The following is a 15,932-nucleotide window of genomic DNA, read 5'->3' as shown; positions in this document are numbered from 1 at the left end:
ATCCTTAACTTACGATCATATCATCACGGTGCACAGCAACTGCACCATATTCATAACCTAATATCTGGCTGATTTCCTGTGAGTGACGGCCTGCAATCAGGCGCAACGCATCACTGTTGTAACGGCATACACCGTGAGCCAATTTTTTACCGGATAAACTACAAATGCGAACCACTTCACCACGGGAAAAATCGCCTGCAATACTTTTAATACCTTTCGGCAATAACGAACTGCCTTTTGCGAGAATTGCAGCTTCTGCACCATCATCGACAATGATTTCACCCGCAGAAGGAGCACCGAAAATCCAGCGTTTACGATTTTCCATCGGGCTGGTCAAACCATGAAAGCGTGTTCCCACTGATTTTTCTTCAATCACATCAGCAATCACATTTTCTCTGTTACCGGCAGCGATGATGACATCAATCCCGGCACGGCCTGCTATCCCGGCCGCCTGAAGTTTTGTTGCCATTCCTCCGGTTCCGAGACCTGATACACTGTCTCCGGCCATCATTTTGAGTTCATCGCTAATATCGTGCACTTCACGGATAAGTTTAGCATCAGGATTATTACGAGGATCAGCAGTATACAGACCTTCAATGTCTGTCAGGAGCAATAACTTATCTGCAGTGCCCAAAATTGCCGCCAGTGCAGAAAGATTATCGTTATCACCGACTTTAATTTCCGCCGTTGCTACCGCATCATTCTCATTGATAATAGGGATAATGTAATTATCAAGCAGTGCATGCAGCGTATCCCTCGCATTCAGGAAACGTTCGCGATCTTCCAAATCGGCACGAGTCAGTAACATCTGCCCGACATGGATGCCATAGATGGAGAAAAGTTGTTCCCATAGCTGAATCAGACGGCTTTGCCCTACGGCTGCAAGCAATTGCTTTGAAGCAATGGTTGCCGGAAGATCCGGATAACCCAAGTGTTCCCGACCTGCTGCAATTGCACCGGAAGTCACAATAATAATACGGTGACCTTTCTCATGTAACTGCGCACATTGCCGAACCAACTCTACTATGTGAGCGCGATTCAAACGGCGGGAACCCCCTGTCAGTACACTCGTTCCCAGTTTCACAACCAATGTTTGTCGGCCATTCATCATATTTCTGCCATTATTAATTTGAAAAAGCTAATTTGAAAAAAACAATAAATTCAAAACACAACACATTCAAAAACAGTGCTCAGTTTTAGCAGGAGAGAAGCATTATGCCAACTGACATAACACAAAATTCAAAAAAAGTTGATTTATACCCTGTGAATTTCAAAATACAGCCCAAAAGCTGGTTTCCAATGATAGGCCGGAGATTACCCGCAATCCCCGGCAGCACAGATCGCTCTGTAACCGGGGACAGCTATAAAAAAACAGCGCAGCCAGCAAGGCTGCAACTTAAAAACTGTCGGGGATAAAATAAACCCGGTTAATAGACTTAATTCTGTGGGGTAAATGTATTTTCGGATGGGGTAAGCGTGAGTTTAAGGGTACTCAACGAATCAGACAGGCGTTTATGAAACGCCTGTAATGTCGATTCAAGCTGCTTGAGATCAGTTCCTTTTTTGATATTCATAGGCAGCCATTCACCATGTTTATCAAACAGACCTATCTGATAATTATAAATAAACCCTTTTTCCTGTCGTTCCAATTCTAACCACCAGCCCCAGAACTCCCGTTTTTCTGGCGCTGCTTTTGCGCTAACGCAGACCGCCAGACAATCAAAGAAGAAATAGTCATTTTGGCATTTTAACTCGCGTAAATAAGGCCCTAATGCAGAAAAATTCTTCAACAACTTATTTCTGGAATAATTTACGGGTACAGTCATACAAAGGTCTCCTTTATAAACAGAAGAACAGTTGTATCAAATGATTAGAAAATATCAATAATTAAATTTCAGTTTAGTCGACTTTATCTTTCAACCATACACTTGATTCGTGTAACGCCTTACTAAAACCACTATAAGCAGGTATTGCAGGAATCGCTAATAAAGAGCCATCCATCGAAGATCTGGCAATCAGTTTTGAATCTTCCACCGGACTAAAAATGTCATCTTTCCAATACACTGAGAACATTGGCACAGAACAGCGACGACCCAATAACCCTTGATTTTTTAATGAATAAAAATTCAATTCTGAACGCAAAACGGCTTCGTCCACATGAGAGATACCCAAACGACTGGCGAGTATATCAATATACATTGACGGAATTTTCTGCTGCAATTTCTCATTATGCAGCAATTCATGAACAACCGGGCTGACCACTGCCACCCCCTTAATAAGATGGGGTTCCAGATAGGCAAGACGAACGGCAATATTGGCACCGAAACGAAAACCAAAAATACCAATTCTTGTGTGATCGATCCACGGAACGGTATCCAGTTGCTGCAATACCTGTTGATGAAGCGCACAAGTATCTTGTGTCAGCGTAAATCTCGCTGAATAACCGACGGAAGGCATATCCACCGTTAGCATCGCAAAGCCTTGTGGTGAGAAATGGTCCCGGAACAGCCGCCAGCAATCACTTTGCAGGCTATCAATACCAGAGCAAACCAGTATTGTTGGGCATGGTTCCTGAACTCCGGGAGGAATATGCAATAAACCGGTAACAGTTTTGCCATCTTCCAACTGAAATTTTAGTTTTTTCAGTTGATAGTCAGAGAAATGAGCTGCATTTTCATAGGCTTTATTCGCCAGAACAACCGCCTGATCAGCCAGCTCATCGCCGTGCAAATGAGGATAGGCGGCAATATTGTATAACATTGAAGCTTTTAACCAACACTGACTGGCTTCCGCTGCCTGCTCAACATGTTGTGCTTTCTGTTGCCAGAGCATAGCCTGCTGTGACCACTCATATACCCAGTTCCCTTTGCGGTAACCAATTACAGTATCCAATAAGTGGTCATAACTGCGTTCAGCATCTGTTACAGCAATCCTGCTGAGGATCTCTTGAATTTCCAGTGGATTGATGCCCCTCCAGATCCAGACAAGCCAGTTAATCATGCGATACCAGCTTTCCTGATGCTCACCACCGAGCCTTTTATTATCAGCATTAGCTGATGATGGCAAAACGTATTTTACCAGTGTAGACGTTTCCTGCTGCTTAACCTGCGGTTTAAACAGTGATTCTGAAAGGTTCTGTTTAGTCATGACAAAGAATTTATTGCTGCTTATTACAAGATATCCAATCAGTTCTGAGCTGCATTGCGATAACAGATAACAAAAGAATAGCAGATTCGTCGGAACGAATGTACTCAGCCAAAGGCTGGCCTCCGGTGAGAAACAAGAGACTCTCTCATTAAAATCCCCAGCGGCATAGATAACCATATGCCTATAAAAACAGTGACTGGGGCGTAATTATGTAAAGCAAGCAACCAGCAAAGAAATAACTGGAAAAATGAAGGGAATAATTACTGATCGCAAATAGGTGGCACGAACATTACGCCCATATCCCACGGCTGTTCAATCCATGTATTCTGAGGGATATCAATCACATAATCATCAACTAATGGACGACCTGCTGGTTTGGCAAAAATAGTCACAAAATGCGCTTTTGGATACATTTCACGAATTGCCTGAGCAGTACCGCCGGTATCAACCAAATCATCAACAACGATAAAGCCTTCTCCGTCGCCTTCGGCTTTCTTCAGAACGGTTAGCTCACGCTGATTGTTGTGGTCATAGCTGGAAATACAGACTGTATCAACATGGCGGATACCCAGCTCACGGGCCAGCAAAGCACCCGGTACAAGACCACCACGACTTACAGCAATAATGCCTTTCCACTGCTCTACAGGAAGTAAACGCTGCGCCAGTTTACGGGCATGTATTTGCAACATATCCCACGTTACGACATATTTTTCGCTCATAAAATTTGATCCTGGAAACTAAGAATATTTTCAGAAAAGAGTTTGTTGCGGAATAAAGGTTGCTCGGGATTATAGTGATTTGAGCCAGCAAAAACCAGCAAAAACAAGGAACATCCTGATCCTGAAAGCGCATTACTAATCAGAAAATGGTATTCTCAGGCATAACATAGACCCAATGGATTTCAAGTTGCATCGCGGCGGCAAGGGAATGACAAATTCGTCGGGGACGTATTTTCACGGTCAACAAAGAAGCAACTTAAAAAACGAAGGGTATAGACACTGGGCAGCTCAAGATGATAATGCCCCCCGAGATGTCAAACATTACACTTATATTTCATCAAGATGCAGTTACAGGAGATTCGTCGTGTCCGAATTATCAACATTATCCCCCCAACCATTATGGGATATTTTTGCTAAAATTTGCTCCATTCCACATCCATCCTATCATGAGGAAAAACTTGCTTCTCATATCATTGAATGGGCTGAGGATAAAAACCTCCATGTTGAACGTGATGAAGTCGGTAATATCCTGATAAGAAAACCGGCCACAAAAGGCATGGAAGACCGTAAAACGGTTGTACTTCAGGCCCATCTTGATATGGTTCCGCAAAAGAACAATGATACACAACACGATTTCGCTACAGATCCTATTCGTCCTTACATTGATGGTGACTGGATAACCGCAGAAGGTACAACACTGGGCGCCGATAATGGTATTGGTATGGCTTCCGCGCTGGCAGTACTGGCAGATGAATCAGTCAAGCACGGCCCTCTGGAAGTGTTACTGACAATGACAGAAGAAGCGGGTATGGATGGCGCATTTGGTCTTCAATCCGGCTGGTTGCAGGCTGATATTCTGATCAATACCGATTCAGAAGAAGAAGGCGAGATCTATATGGGGTGTGCCGGTGGGGTAGATTATATTTCAACACTGCCACTTTCCCGCGAATCCCTGCCAGCAGACTATCAAACACTGCAACTGACCATTAAAGGATTAAAAGGTGGTCATTCCGGTGGTGATATCCATCTGGGATTAGGTAACGCCAATAAATTACTGGCTCGTTTCCTTGCTGAATACAGTGATGAACTGGAGCTGAAATTGATCCATTTACAGGGTGGTACTCTGCGTAATGCAATCCCTCGTGAAGGCTCCACAATCATCGCCGTACCAACAGCTCAACTGCCAAAACTCCATCAGATAAAAGATAATTATCTGGAAATACTGAAAAACGAATATGCAGTCGCTGAAACTAACCTGACTCTTTTGTTAGAGGACGTCAAAACCTCATCACTGGCATTAACGGCGGATTGCCAATCCCGCTTTATCGCTATGCTGAATACCATGCCTAACGGTGTTATTCGCATGAGTGATGTTGCAAAAGGTGTTGTAGAAACCTCCCTGAATGTGGGTGTTGTCAATATGGAAGAAGACCACGTTGAGGTTATCTGTCTTATCCGTTCACTGATTGAAAGTGGTAAGGCATACGTTGTCGGAATGCTCAATTCTCTGGCTAAACTTTCCGGCGCAAAAGCAGCAGCGAGTGGTGACTACCCGGGCTGGCAGCCGGATGCTGATTCTCCTGTGATGCATTTAGTACGTGAAACTTATCATCAGTTATTCGACAGCACACCAAATATCATGGTGATCCATGCTGGTCTGGAATGTGGGTTATTTAAAAAACCCTACCCTGATATGGATATGGTTTCCATTGGCCCAACTATCCGTGGTGCCCACTCACCTGATGAAAGGGTTCACATTAAGAGTGTTGGCCAATACTGGCAATTACTGACAGCTATCCTGAAAGCGATCCCTGTGAAAGAATAATGCAGTTCTCCCCTGTCTACAGGCAGGGGAATATTTATTCTTCATATTCCATACGCTATTTAGCAGCATCTTTTCCACGATAACTTCCAGTAATACCTTTTCTTTAACTTCATCCGCAAAGCATATTTTATAAAACATACTGTGATAAAAATTCACTAAAAAATCGCATTACAACTCAAGCAATAACTGTCGTTCCAGTTGTGGGCTTTGTAATGTCACATGCAAGCCAACTAACCGGACCCCACGGCCTTCCCGACGTGTTTCCCAAGCCTGTTGAGCAACCTTCAGCAGATCCTGTTTATCCAGTAACGGATGTGTATGTTCCTGTGTCGTTAGCTGAAAATCATCAAATTTTAATTTAATACCCTGGCGGGCAATGCGGAGATCTGGCTTGACCTTTCCCAACCTTTTCTCCAGTTCAGGGTAAAGCTGTTCAATCAACTCAACACAATCACGCCAGTCATGAATATCCTGCGACAGCGTTTTTTCTACCCCAACAGACTTACGTAAACGGTCAGGTTTTATCAGGCGCTCATCAATACCATGACAACGCTGCCAAAGCTCAAGGCCAAATTTACCCAATTTTTTTATTAACGCTAACTTGTCATAGTTTTGTACATCGGAACAACGTTCTAACCCCATATCAGACAAGCGCGCGGCGGTGACTTTCCCTACTCCGGGGATTTTACGCAATGGCAGAGATTGAACAAAATCGTCAACCTGTGTAGGTGAAATCAAATACTGACCGTTGGGTTTATTGATATCAGAAGCAATTTTTGCCAGAAATTTAACGGGAGCAATTCCCGCTGAAGCCGTTAGCTGCAATTCATCAAAAATCACCTGTCGAATTTCCTTGGCAATTAATGTTGCTGAACCCTGACAATGCTGGCAATTTGTCACATCCAGATAGGCTTCATCCAAAGACAAGGGTTCGACCAACTCGGTATAGCGGGCAAAAATCTGGCGGATATGTTGAGACACTTCTTTATAGTAGGCCATACGCCCTGAAATGACTTTCAATTGTGGGCACAACTTCATTGCCATTGAGGTAGACATAGCACTGTGTACACCAAAACGGCGGGCAGGATAATTTGCAGTACTGATGACTCCCCGCCTGTCAGCGCTACCGCCAACAGCTATCGGGATATCGCGGAGTGACGGATTATCCCGCATTTCAATGGCAGCAAAAAAGCAGTCCATATCGATATGAATAATTTTGCGCATCTGAACTCTCCACGACAAAAATACTGTATAAATATACAGAATAAGTTCATAATATGCTACTTTTTTTAATCTGTTACTGCATGACCCTCATTTTACTACCGTCTCTCACTATCTGAACAAAATATCATCTTTATTAAGATAAAAATTATCACCTCACGATAATTTATTAATGGATCGAGTAACATTTAAAATAACGAAACAATCAAAATTTATTATTTGTTTTTATTGATATAAAAAGTAAACTGCAATTTTGTGCAATTCATGGCAGACAGATTTAACAAAAACTAACAGCAAACAATAAACTATTACAAATCACACAAAATGAAAAACCTCTTGCACAAATATCACCCTAACATTCTCAAATCCTGTTAAATTTGACTCCAAAGTAAGGTCTCTGATGAGCAATAATCGTTCTTTTTATTTGTATCAAATATCTGATATTCTGTTTACTTCGTCAACAAGAGCATTTGGTATGCTATTCTCCTGGTGGATGATTGAAATACTAAAACTAGAATTGAAACTCGGCTGGTTTATCTTTTTTTGTTGGTTATTTCAGATTTTATTTTTAATTAAATTTGGAGAAATAGGTGACAAAATAAATAAAAGAAGTGTTGTGCTGTACTGTACTATCCCTTCTTTTATTCTTTTTGTTATCTCTAACCTATTAAACAATGATTTTTATTTATCATTAGGTCTGATATATATTGCAACATCAGTTGCCACGGCTATCATTCAACCGATAGGAATAAGTATTATTCCTGAAATAATGGATAACAGAAAACTAGACAAAGCATTTAAATATCGGGGTCTGGTAAACTCTATTAACACAATGCTTGGCCCGGCAATTTCCGGATTAATTATTCATTATTTTAATATTGATGGCTCCTTGATTTTTATCGCCGTAATGTCATTACTGCCACTGATTGGCTTTTACTTTATCAAAACAAATTCAGAAAAAACACCAGAGAAAGCCAGCCATCGCGGGCAAAAAAGTCTTAGAATTATTACCCGAAACTCAACTGAGATAAGACTCTCACTCGTTGCGGCATTTTTTAATTTTGCTATTACTCCATTGATCATGTACATCCTGCCCATCATCATTTTGAATCAATTTAAACTCAGTGCGTTGCATGTTGGCATTGCTGAGGCAACCTTTGGGGTTGGCATGATGTTAGGCAGTCTTTTTATCATCAATCAGGTAAATAAAATTTTCTGTAAGGCCCATACTGCTTTTATTGCTGCATTCACTATGGCGCTCTGTATTGCCGGAATATCTCATGCCGATTCTTTTATTGAATTATGCTGTTACATGTTGTTCTGCGGAATAGGCTTAGTGATTTACAATATAAACACAACCTCCATTCGTTGCCTTGCGACGCCAGAAAACTATCGTAACTCAATGGAGTCTAAATTTACGGCTATTTGTATGGCATCCATTCCTCTGGGTATGCTGACAGCCACTTATATTATTGAGAGTTATGATATTAAAGTATTATTACTCGGCTTTTCTTTCTTCATGGCATTAATCTCCTTATTAATTCTCTCTTCACCGAAATATATTGAGATATCAAAAATGTCAGAAAGCCAATTAAATGGATACTACGAAAAAATCTATCCTGAGGCATTTTATACTAAAAAATAAATCATTAAATTGGCCTGCAATAATCTTGCAGGCCACCTCTGATTATTTATACCCCGTTAGGAAAAATTAACGTCTGCCCCGGAGATTCACGATTCAGGTGGATAAAATTCAGATGCTTCTCATAATGGTCGAGAATATCACTGATAATCTGCTCTTTTGTATACCCCATCAAATCATTGCCCTGAGTTCCTTCTATCAGGAAAGTTTCCAACCGGAAATAATAAGATTTGCCTAATCTTGCACGGTAAGTAAACCCGGGAACAGAATAACGCTGAGGCCAAATCTGATAGATAAAATTCTGTTCATCTCCCAGATCGACAATCAACTCAATTGGAGTAAGCCGTTTATCTTCTTCTGACGGCAACATAGTAAACTGCACTTTTGCACCACGTAACTCCAGCTCTTTTGCAACTTCCTGCATCGCAGGGCGACACACCATATCCAGCATACGCTGAGTACTTTTCGTGCCCGGAAAATGCATCATACGGCTCAGGCGCTGTTTCCAGTTCAGCGAACCATTATCATGCACCAATGTCGGAGATGTATTCTGTAATGCGCTGGCTTTACGAAAATCCTCAACCCGCAACGATTTATACAATCCTGCCATGATAAAAAAGATCACAAAACTAAAAGGTAACCCCATAATTACCGTCATATTCTGTAACGCTGAGATGCCGTCAGTCATCAAAATACCCAGCGTCAGTACACCAATCGCCACAGACCAGAATATCCGCAGCCAATTCGGCGCATCGTTATTAATATCACTGAGATTAGACGTAAAATTACCTAAAACCAATGAGCCAGAATCTGCCGATGTCACATAAAACAGCAGCCCTGTAATTGTGGCAACAGAAGCACTCAATGTGAAAGCCGGATAAAGTGCCAGCAAGTTATAAAACCCCCGCTCAGGATGAACTAACACCGTTTCCGCTAATTCGTGGTTACCGTGAAGAATTTCGTATAACGCACTATTACCAAAAACAGACAGCCAAATCAGGGTAAACACAAATGGAATAATCAGTGTGCCCATCACAAACTGTCGGATTGTTCGGCCTCGGGAAATACGGGCAAGAAATAATCCGACAAATGGTGACCAAGCAACCCACCACGCCCAAAAGAACAACGTCCAACTATTCATCCATTCCGTCGGGCGTTCAAATGCAAAACTATTGAGAGTCATGCCCATAAAACGGCTGATATAATCACCCACATTCTGTACCAGCCCATTAAGCAGAAACTCTGTATCTCCCACAAACAGAATAAACAGCACTAATCCTAACGCTAACAATACATTCAACTCAGACAGAAACCGAATACCTTTGTTCACACCAGAGGTGACAGACACTGTTGCCACGATAACCGACAGCAATATCAGCCCCCCCTGAACCCCCAACCCCTGCGGCAACCCAAACAGTACTTTTAGCCCGTAGTTTAACTGTACGACCCCGATCCCAAGTGTTGTCGCGATGCCGAAAATCGTCCCTATCACTGCGGCAATATCCACGGTATGACCAATCGGCCCTTTGATACGATTCCCGAAAATAGGGTAAAGCGCCGAGCGAATCGTTAATGGCAGATTGTAACGATAACTGAAATAGCCCAGCGCAATCCCCATCAAAGCATACATAGACCAGCCCGTCAGGCCATAGTGAAACAGTGTCCACACCATCGCCTGACGAGCTGCTTCAATTGTTTCCCCTTCGCCCGTTGGCGGGCGCATATACTGAGTAATCGGCTCAGCCACGGAGAAAAACATCAAATCAATGCCTATGCCAGCCGCAAACAACATTGCCGCCCAACTGAGCAGACTGAATTCAGGTTTGGATTGTTCCGGCCCCAGCTTGATAGCGCCAAAGCGAGAAGCAGCCACAAAAATGACAAAGACGATGTAAAGCGTGGCTGCCAGCAGATAATACCAACCAAATGTTTTCGACACCCAGTTCAGGGTATTTTTTATCCAGATGCTTGTTGCATCCGTAAAGAAGAGCGTGAAAAGCGAAAAGAGAATAATTAATGCGGCTGAGGTAAAAAAAACGACAGAGTTTAGTGAATCCTTCTGAGTATTTTTTGGACTGTCTCCGGTATTCATAGGCAGTTCCTGAAGTAAGTTAAAAGGAAAAAATAAAAAAGAGCAATATTCATAATATTTTGAATAACAGGGAAAAAATTAAAACATCTTCTATAACCCCAACTAATTTTTGTAAAAATATTGTAATAAAACATATTTAATTTTGATTGAACATTCAATCAAAAAAAAGTTTAATAGCCATCGAATCATTGATTGCTGAGCGTAAAGTCATGCCCAAAGTTGGAATACAGTCAATAAGAAAACAGCAACTTATTGATGCTACATTAGCTGTCATCAATGAAGTTGGAATGCAGGAAGCAAGTATTGCGCAAATAGCCAAAAAAGCGGGTGTTTCTAACGGTATCATCAGCCATTACTTCAAAGATAAGAACAAGTTACTTGAAGCTGCCATGCGGCACTTATTGCATCAACTCCAGATGGCGGTGGCGCGACGGTTAAGGCTGCTCGACAATGCAACCCCTCTTCAGAGGCTGAAAGCCATCATTGAAGGAAATTTTGACACCAGTCAGATCAATAGTGCAGCTATGAAAACCTGGCTGGCTTTTTGGGCAAGCAGTATGCATCAACCCAGTTTATACCGCTTACAGCAAGTCAACAAACGTCGGCTATATTCCAATATCTGTGTCGAATTCAGCAGGGCTTTGCCCAGAAGAGAAGCACAGCTTGCAGCGCAGGGGCTGGCAGCGCTGATTGACGGCATCTGGCTGAGAAGTGCCTTAAGCAGCAAACCTTTTGACGTAGAAAGCGCATTCATTATTACTTTCGATTACATCGAACAGAAACTCAGATGACCCCCTTCCTGAATTCTGGCCTAAGGAGAACCCATGACCCGTTTTGGTTTACAAAAACTTTATATCCACGGTGCATATGTTGACAGTACCCATCCTGATAAAAATATTTTTGATGCTGTCAATCCGGCTAATGGTGAAATCATTGCACAATTACAGTCTGCGACTGAACAGGATGTTCAACGGGCAGTGGAGAGCGCGCAAAAAGGGCAGAAAATCTGGGCGGCAATGACGGCGACAGAACGCTCCCGGATCTTGCTGAAAGCCGTTGATATTCTGCGTGAACGCAATAATGAACTGGCTGAACTGGAAACGCTGGATACCGGTAAACCCCTCTCTGAAACCCAACAGGTTGATATCGTTACCGGTGCCGATGTTCTGGAATATTATGCGGGCCTGATCCCGGCACTCGAAGGCCAGCAAATTCCATTGCGTGAATCCTCTTTTGTTTATACACGGCGAGAACCGCTGGGTATCGTGGCAGGTATCGGGGCATGGAACTACCCAATCCAGATTGCACTGTGGAAATCAGCGCCCGCTCTGGCAGCCGGTAATGCCATGATTTTCAAACCCAGTGAAGTGACATCCCTCACCGCCCTGAAACTTGCTGAAATTTATACCGAAGCGGGTCTGCCGGATGGTGTATTTAACGTACTGACAGGTATGGGACATGAAGCGGGCCATTATCTGGCTGTCCATCCGAAAATTGCCAAAATGTCTTTTACCGGCGGAATTACTACCGGTAAAAAAGTGATGGCCAATGCATCCGGTTCAACACTGAAAGAAGTGACAATGGAACTGGGTGGAAAATCTCCGCTGATTATTTTTGATGATGCCAATCTGGATCGGGCTGCCGATATTGCCATGATGGCTAACTATTTCAGCTCTGGTCAGGTCTGTACTAACGGCACACGTGTTTTTATCCCGAAAGCACTGCTTCCTGATTTTGAAAATAAAATAATGGAGCGCGTTAAACGGATCCGCGTGGGTTCCCCTCTCGATCTGAATACCAATTTCGGCCCTCTGGTGAGTTTCCCCCATATGGAATCAGTTCTGCGCTATATAGAGAGCGGAAAAAATGCGGGCGCTCGGTTGCTGTATGGTGGTCAACGCCTGATGGACGGTGAACTGTCGAAAGGGGCATTTGTTGCACCAACCGTCTTCACAAACTGCACAGATGACATGCTTATTGCACGGGAAGAAATTTTCGGCCCGGTGATGTCTATTCTGGCCTATGAAACAGAAGATGAAGTCATTGCCCGTGCTAACAACACGGATTACGGCCTCGCCGCCGGAGTGGTGACAAACGATCTCTCCCGTGCCCATCGAGTAATCCACCAGCTGGAAGCAGGGATTTGCTGGATCAACACTTGGGGGGAATCTCCGGCTGTGATGCCTGTCGGCGGCTATAAACATTCCGGTGTCGGTCGTGAAAACGGATTAGTCACACTGCAACATTACACACAGACTAAATCTGTGCAGGTTGAACTGGGTGATTTTGAATCACTATTTTAAATAATGACTGAAACAGAGGAGATAACAATGGTATTTGACTACATTATTATCGGTGCTGGTTCAGCGGGTAATGTGCTTGCAACTCGTTTAACGGAAGATCCGAATATCACTGTCCTGCTGCTGGAAGCCGGCGGACCTGATTATCGATTTGACTTTCGCACTCAAATGCCGGCGGCGCTGGCATATCCCTTGCAGGGAACCCGTTATAACTGGGCGTATGAAACCGATCCTGAACCCTATATGAATAACCGCCGTATGGAATGCGGGCGAGGCAAAGGGTTAGGAGGCTCATCACTGATCAACGGCATGTGTTATATCCGTGGCAACGCGCTGGATTTTGACCACTGGGCAAAACAGCCGGGTCTGGAAGACTGGTCGTACCTTGATTGCCTGCCTTATTTCCGCAAAGCGGAATCACGGGATATCGGTCAGAACGATTATCATGGCGCAGATGGCCCCGTCAGCGTGACAACGCCAAAAGCCGGCAATAATGAGCTTTTCCATGCAATGGTGAAAGCGGGTATTCAGGCGGGTTATCCGGCTACTGATGATCTGAACGGTTACCAGCAGGAAGGCTTTGGCCCAATGGATCGCACTGTTACTCCCAAAGGCCGTCGTGCCAGCACTGCCCGCGGTTATCTGGATCAGGCCAGACAGAGGGCTAACCTGACCATTATCACCCACGCCTTAACGGATACGATCACATTTAAAGATAAAACCGCAGTTGGAGTGACTTTCTATCAGGGTAATAATTCCGCATTAACGCAGGCCACCGCCCAAAAAGAAGTGTTACTTTGTGCCGGCGCAATAGCTTCTCCACAGATTTTACAACGTTCAGGGATTGGCCCTGAGGACGTTCTGCAAGAACTATCAATTCCTGCGGTACATATTCTGCCGGGAGTCGGGCAAAATCTTCAGGATCATCTTGAGATGTATCTGCAATATGAGTGCCTCAAACCTGTTTCTCTTTACCCTTCTCTCAAATGGTACAACCAGCCCATGATTGGCGCAGAATGGTTATTTAAGGGGACAGGAGTGGGTGCCAGCAATCAGTTTGAAGCCGGTGGCTTTATCCGTACCAGTGAAAAATTTGACTGGCCCAATATTCAGTTTCATTTTCTTCCGGTAGCCATTAACTACAACGGCAGCAACGCAGTCAACGAGCATGGTTTTCAGGCTCATGTTGGCTCGATGCGTTCCCCAAGTCGCGGTCACGTAAAAATCAAATCCCGTGATCCACGCCAGCATCCCAGTATTCTGTTTAACTACATGTCTACCGAACAGGACTGGCAAGAGTTCCGCGATGCTATCCGCATCACGCGGGAAATTATGGCACAACCTGCTCTCGCCCCCTATTGTGGTCGGGAAATAAGCCCCGGTGTTGATATTCAGACAGATGATCAACTGGATGCTTTTATTCGTGAACGTGCTGAAACCGCTTTTCATCCATCCTGTAGCTGCAAAATGGGGCTTGATGAGATGGCGGTGGTTGATGGTCAGGGGCGTGTACATGGCGTTGAGAATTTACGGGTCATTGACGCTTCTATTATGCCGGAAATCATTACCGGTAATCTGAACGCCACAACGATTATGATGGCAGAGAAAATTGCGGATAACATTCGGGGAAATACGCCTCTGCCCCGCAGTCAGGCAAAATACTATGTCGCTAATGGTGCTCCCGCCCGAAAGTCAGAACTAAGCCGTTCATCGACAAATTAATGCTTATTGAAAGATCGATTATTAATACAGGAAAGTAGTTATTTATTCGCTACTTCCCTGTATTACATATGCTGGTTACAACAAATCTAATTCCATAAAAATATGCTCTGCTCCGTCTTCCATGTAAATTTCACCTTTGGTTTGATAACCAAGGCTTTCATAAAATGGCTGAGCATGACATTGTGAGGATAAACTCATCGTTGCCACCCCATTTTTGCGGGCATAACTCTCAATATATTCCATTACCAGACGGCCAATTCCCTGACCCCGATAGTCTTTCAAAACAGCAACACGCCCCACTTTGAGTATATTGTTGTGCTGTGGAACGGCTCTTAAAACGGCTATAGGATTTTCAGCATCAAATACCACAACATGCAGGGCAACATCATCATATTCATCAATATCAATTTCATCAGCAAACCCTTGCTCATCCGTGAAAACGTACTTGCGGACATTGAAAGCATGCTGAATTAATTCAGGGTCTTGTCTTCCTAAACTGTGTTTTATTTTCATTGTTATATCCTAAAAAATAATGACGAACAGAAGAATGGAATAGTAAAAATAGTGGCGAAAATGTTAAAAAACAAGAGCACTCTTTGCCGGAGTGCCCTTTCTGATCTCAACTAACAAACTATATTCAATGGATTCCAAGAAGCAATCCGAAAGAAGAAAGGCATTAACCTTCTTCTTTCTTACCCTCATCACCCTTAAGTTTATTAATTAAATCATCCGTTTTTTTATCTGTCTCGGACTTTATTTCTTTCGATTTCGATTTTGCATCATCTGTAAGCTGATTAATTTTATCCGTCGCCTGCTGCTGTATTTCCCCTGTTTTATTTTTCAGCTGATCAGCTGCGTCATTAACAGATTTCGTGATGTCATTCTTTAAATCTTCCGTTTTGGATGGCAGTTGACTTATGATTTTCTCAGTCGAACTCCCCGTGCTACTCTGGACGTCCTTCGAATTATCTACCGCTTTCTGGTCTTCATGATTAGCATCGTCTTGCGTTCCCTGTGGCTTTTCCTTTGTATCCAAGTTGTGTTGCTCTGAATCCGTCTTCATTTGTGTTGCACTATCTTCAACCGGTTTAGTTGAATCTTCCGCTTTTTTAGCTGCATCATCACAGCCCGCAATGAATGCCACAATTCCAACCAGAAACAGAGCACTAAGAATCTTTTTCATTGACTAACCCCTTGCACTTACGGAAATAACCTTGCAAATGAGTGTACTGGCTTTCTATGCCATAACATCCATAAGCTCTTT

14 protein-coding genes are annotated in these 15,932 nt (G+C 43.3%); 6 read left to right on the top strand and 8 right to left on the bottom strand.

Translation table 11 applies throughout. From position 1 onward, the window contains the following. Positions 1-4 precede the first annotated feature (4 nt). A complete protein-coding gene (gene proB, locus AAC855_RS17170; protein WP_479715142.1) occupies positions 5-1,108 on the bottom strand; it encodes a glutamate 5-kinase in 1,104 nt (367 codons plus the stop codon). A gap of 107 nt (positions 1,109-1,215) precedes the next feature. Between proB and AAC855_RS17165 the strand changes: the two genes are divergently transcribed. Then, positions 1,216-1,416: a hypothetical protein gene (locus AAC855_RS17165; protein ID WP_340611211.1), complete on the top strand. Its 201-nt coding sequence runs from the start codon at positions 1,216-1,218 to the stop codon at positions 1,414-1,416. Between the two features lie 20 nt (positions 1,417-1,436). Here AAC855_RS17165 and crl read toward each other — a convergent pair whose 3' ends face one another. The 3 genes from crl to gpt all read right to left on the bottom strand — a co-directional run bounded on the left by crl (position 1,437) and on the right by gpt (position 3,866). Next, on the bottom strand, positions 1,437-1,826 hold the full coding sequence (crl, locus tag AAC855_RS17160) for a sigma factor-binding protein Crl (protein WP_340611210.1): 390 nt from the start codon (positions 1,824-1,826) through the stop codon (positions 1,437-1,439). Positions 1,827-1,899: 73 nt separating this feature from the next. Continuing rightward, a complete protein-coding gene (frsA, locus tag AAC855_RS17155) occupies positions 1,900-3,147 on the bottom strand; it encodes an esterase FrsA (RefSeq protein WP_340611209.1) in 1,248 nt (415 codons plus the stop codon). A 260-nt stretch (positions 3,148-3,407) separates the two neighbouring features. After that, complete coding sequence (gene gpt / locus AAC855_RS17150) at positions 3,408-3,866, bottom strand: xanthine phosphoribosyltransferase (protein ID WP_228858324.1); 459 nt, start codon at positions 3,864-3,866, stop codon at positions 3,408-3,410. Between the two features lie 364 nt (positions 3,867-4,230). Between gpt and pepD the strand changes: the two genes are divergently transcribed. Next, positions 4,231-5,691 (top strand): beta-Ala-His dipeptidase, encoded by a 1,461-nt coding sequence (gene pepD, locus AAC855_RS17145; protein WP_340611208.1) that lies wholly within the window; start codon positions 4,231-4,233, stop codon positions 5,689-5,691. Positions 5,692-5,859: 168 nt separating this feature from the next. Here the strand turns inward: pepD and dinB are convergent, their stop codons facing one another. Beyond that, positions 5,860-6,915, bottom strand: coding sequence for a DNA polymerase IV (gene dinB, locus AAC855_RS17140; protein ID WP_340611207.1), 1,056 nt, complete (start codon positions 6,913-6,915; stop codon positions 5,860-5,862). A 397-nt stretch (positions 6,916-7,312) separates the two neighbouring features. Between dinB and AAC855_RS17135 the strand changes: the two genes are divergently transcribed. Further along, positions 7,313-8,557: an MFS transporter gene (locus AAC855_RS17135; protein ID WP_422824400.1), complete on the top strand. Its 1,245-nt coding sequence runs from the start codon at positions 7,313-7,315 to the stop codon at positions 8,555-8,557. Positions 8,558-8,603: 46 nt separating this feature from the next. Here the strand turns inward: AAC855_RS17135 and AAC855_RS17130 are convergent, their stop codons facing one another. Further along, complete coding sequence (locus tag AAC855_RS17130) at positions 8,604-10,646, bottom strand: choline transporter (protein WP_340611205.1); 2,043 nt, start codon at positions 10,644-10,646, stop codon at positions 8,604-8,606. Between the two features lie 209 nt (positions 10,647-10,855). Between AAC855_RS17130 and betI the strand changes: the two genes are divergently transcribed. From betI to betA, 3 genes are read left to right on the top strand one after another with little or no spacing between them, the layout of a single operon-like run. Beyond that, positions 10,856-11,437, top strand: coding sequence for a transcriptional regulator BetI (gene betI, locus AAC855_RS17125; protein WP_340611203.1), 582 nt, complete (start codon positions 10,856-10,858; stop codon positions 11,435-11,437). Positions 11,438-11,470: 33 nt separating this feature from the next. Further along, entirely contained in the window at positions 11,471-12,949 is a 1,479-nt protein-coding gene (gene betB, locus AAC855_RS17120) for a betaine-aldehyde dehydrogenase (protein WP_340611201.1), read from the top strand. Positions 12,950-12,976: 27 nt separating this feature from the next. Then, on the top strand, positions 12,977-14,668 hold the full coding sequence (gene betA / locus AAC855_RS17115; RefSeq protein ID WP_340611200.1) for a choline dehydrogenase: 1,692 nt from the start codon (positions 12,977-12,979) through the stop codon (positions 14,666-14,668). Positions 14,669-14,743: 75 nt separating this feature from the next. Here betA and AAC855_RS17110 read toward each other — a convergent pair whose 3' ends face one another. Together AAC855_RS17110 and AAC855_RS17105 are read right to left on the bottom strand one after the other, a co-directional pair. Continuing rightward, entirely contained in the window at positions 14,744-15,181 is a 438-nt protein-coding gene (locus tag AAC855_RS17110) for a GNAT family N-acetyltransferase (protein WP_340611199.1), read from the bottom strand. A gap of 163 nt (positions 15,182-15,344) precedes the next feature. Continuing rightward, positions 15,345-15,851: a YtxH domain-containing protein gene (locus tag AAC855_RS17105; protein ID WP_340611198.1), complete on the bottom strand. Its 507-nt coding sequence runs from the start codon at positions 15,849-15,851 to the stop codon at positions 15,345-15,347. Positions 15,852-15,932: the final 81 nt, after the last annotated feature.

Source organism: Xenorhabdus bharatensis, from assembly GCF_037996705.1.
GTDB lineage: Bacteria > Pseudomonadota > Gammaproteobacteria > Enterobacterales > Enterobacteriaceae > Xenorhabdus > Xenorhabdus bharatensis.
This window is presented reverse-complemented; position numbering and strand designations above follow the sequence as displayed.

Excerpts from the sequence above, each read along its gene's own strand:
- AAC855_RS17135 (WP_422824400.1), top strand. The coding sequence starts at position 7,313 with ATGAGCAATAATCGTTCTTTTTATTTGTATCAAATATCTGATATTCTG.
- betA (WP_340611200.1), top strand. The coding sequence starts at position 12,977 with ATGGTATTTGACTACATTATTATCGGTGCTGGTTCAGCGGGTAATGTG.
- betB (WP_340611201.1), top strand. The coding sequence starts at position 11,471 with ATGACCCGTTTTGGTTTACAAAAACTTTATATCCACGGTGCATATGTT.
- crl (WP_340611210.1), bottom strand. The coding sequence starts at position 1,826 with ATGACTGTACCCGTAAATTATTCCAGAAATAAGTTGTTGAAGAATTTT.
- AAC855_RS17110 (WP_340611199.1), bottom strand. The coding sequence starts at position 15,181 with ATGAAAATAAAACACAGTTTAGGAAGACAAGACCCTGAATTAATTCAG.
- frsA (WP_340611209.1), bottom strand. The coding sequence starts at position 3,147 with ATGACTAAACAGAACCTTTCAGAATCACTGTTTAAACCGCAGGTTAAG.
- gpt (WP_228858324.1), bottom strand. The coding sequence starts at position 3,866 with ATGAGCGAAAAATATGTCGTAACGTGGGATATGTTGCAAATACATGCC.
- proB (WP_479715142.1), bottom strand. The coding sequence starts at position 1,108 with ATGAATGGCCGACAAACATTGGTTGTGAAACTGGGAACGAGTGTACTG.
- AAC855_RS17130 (WP_340611205.1), bottom strand. The coding sequence starts at position 10,646 with ATGAATACCGGAGACAGTCCAAAAAATACTCAGAAGGATTCACTAAAC.
- dinB (WP_340611207.1), bottom strand. The coding sequence starts at position 6,915 with ATGCGCAAAATTATTCATATCGATATGGACTGCTTTTTTGCTGCCATT.
- AAC855_RS17105 (WP_340611198.1), bottom strand. The coding sequence starts at position 15,851 with ATGAAAAAGATTCTTAGTGCTCTGTTTCTGGTTGGAATTGTGGCATTC.
- betI (WP_340611203.1), top strand. The coding sequence starts at position 10,856 with ATGCCCAAAGTTGGAATACAGTCAATAAGAAAACAGCAACTTATTGAT.
- AAC855_RS17165 (WP_340611211.1), top strand. The coding sequence starts at position 1,216 with ATGCCAACTGACATAACACAAAATTCAAAAAAAGTTGATTTATACCCT.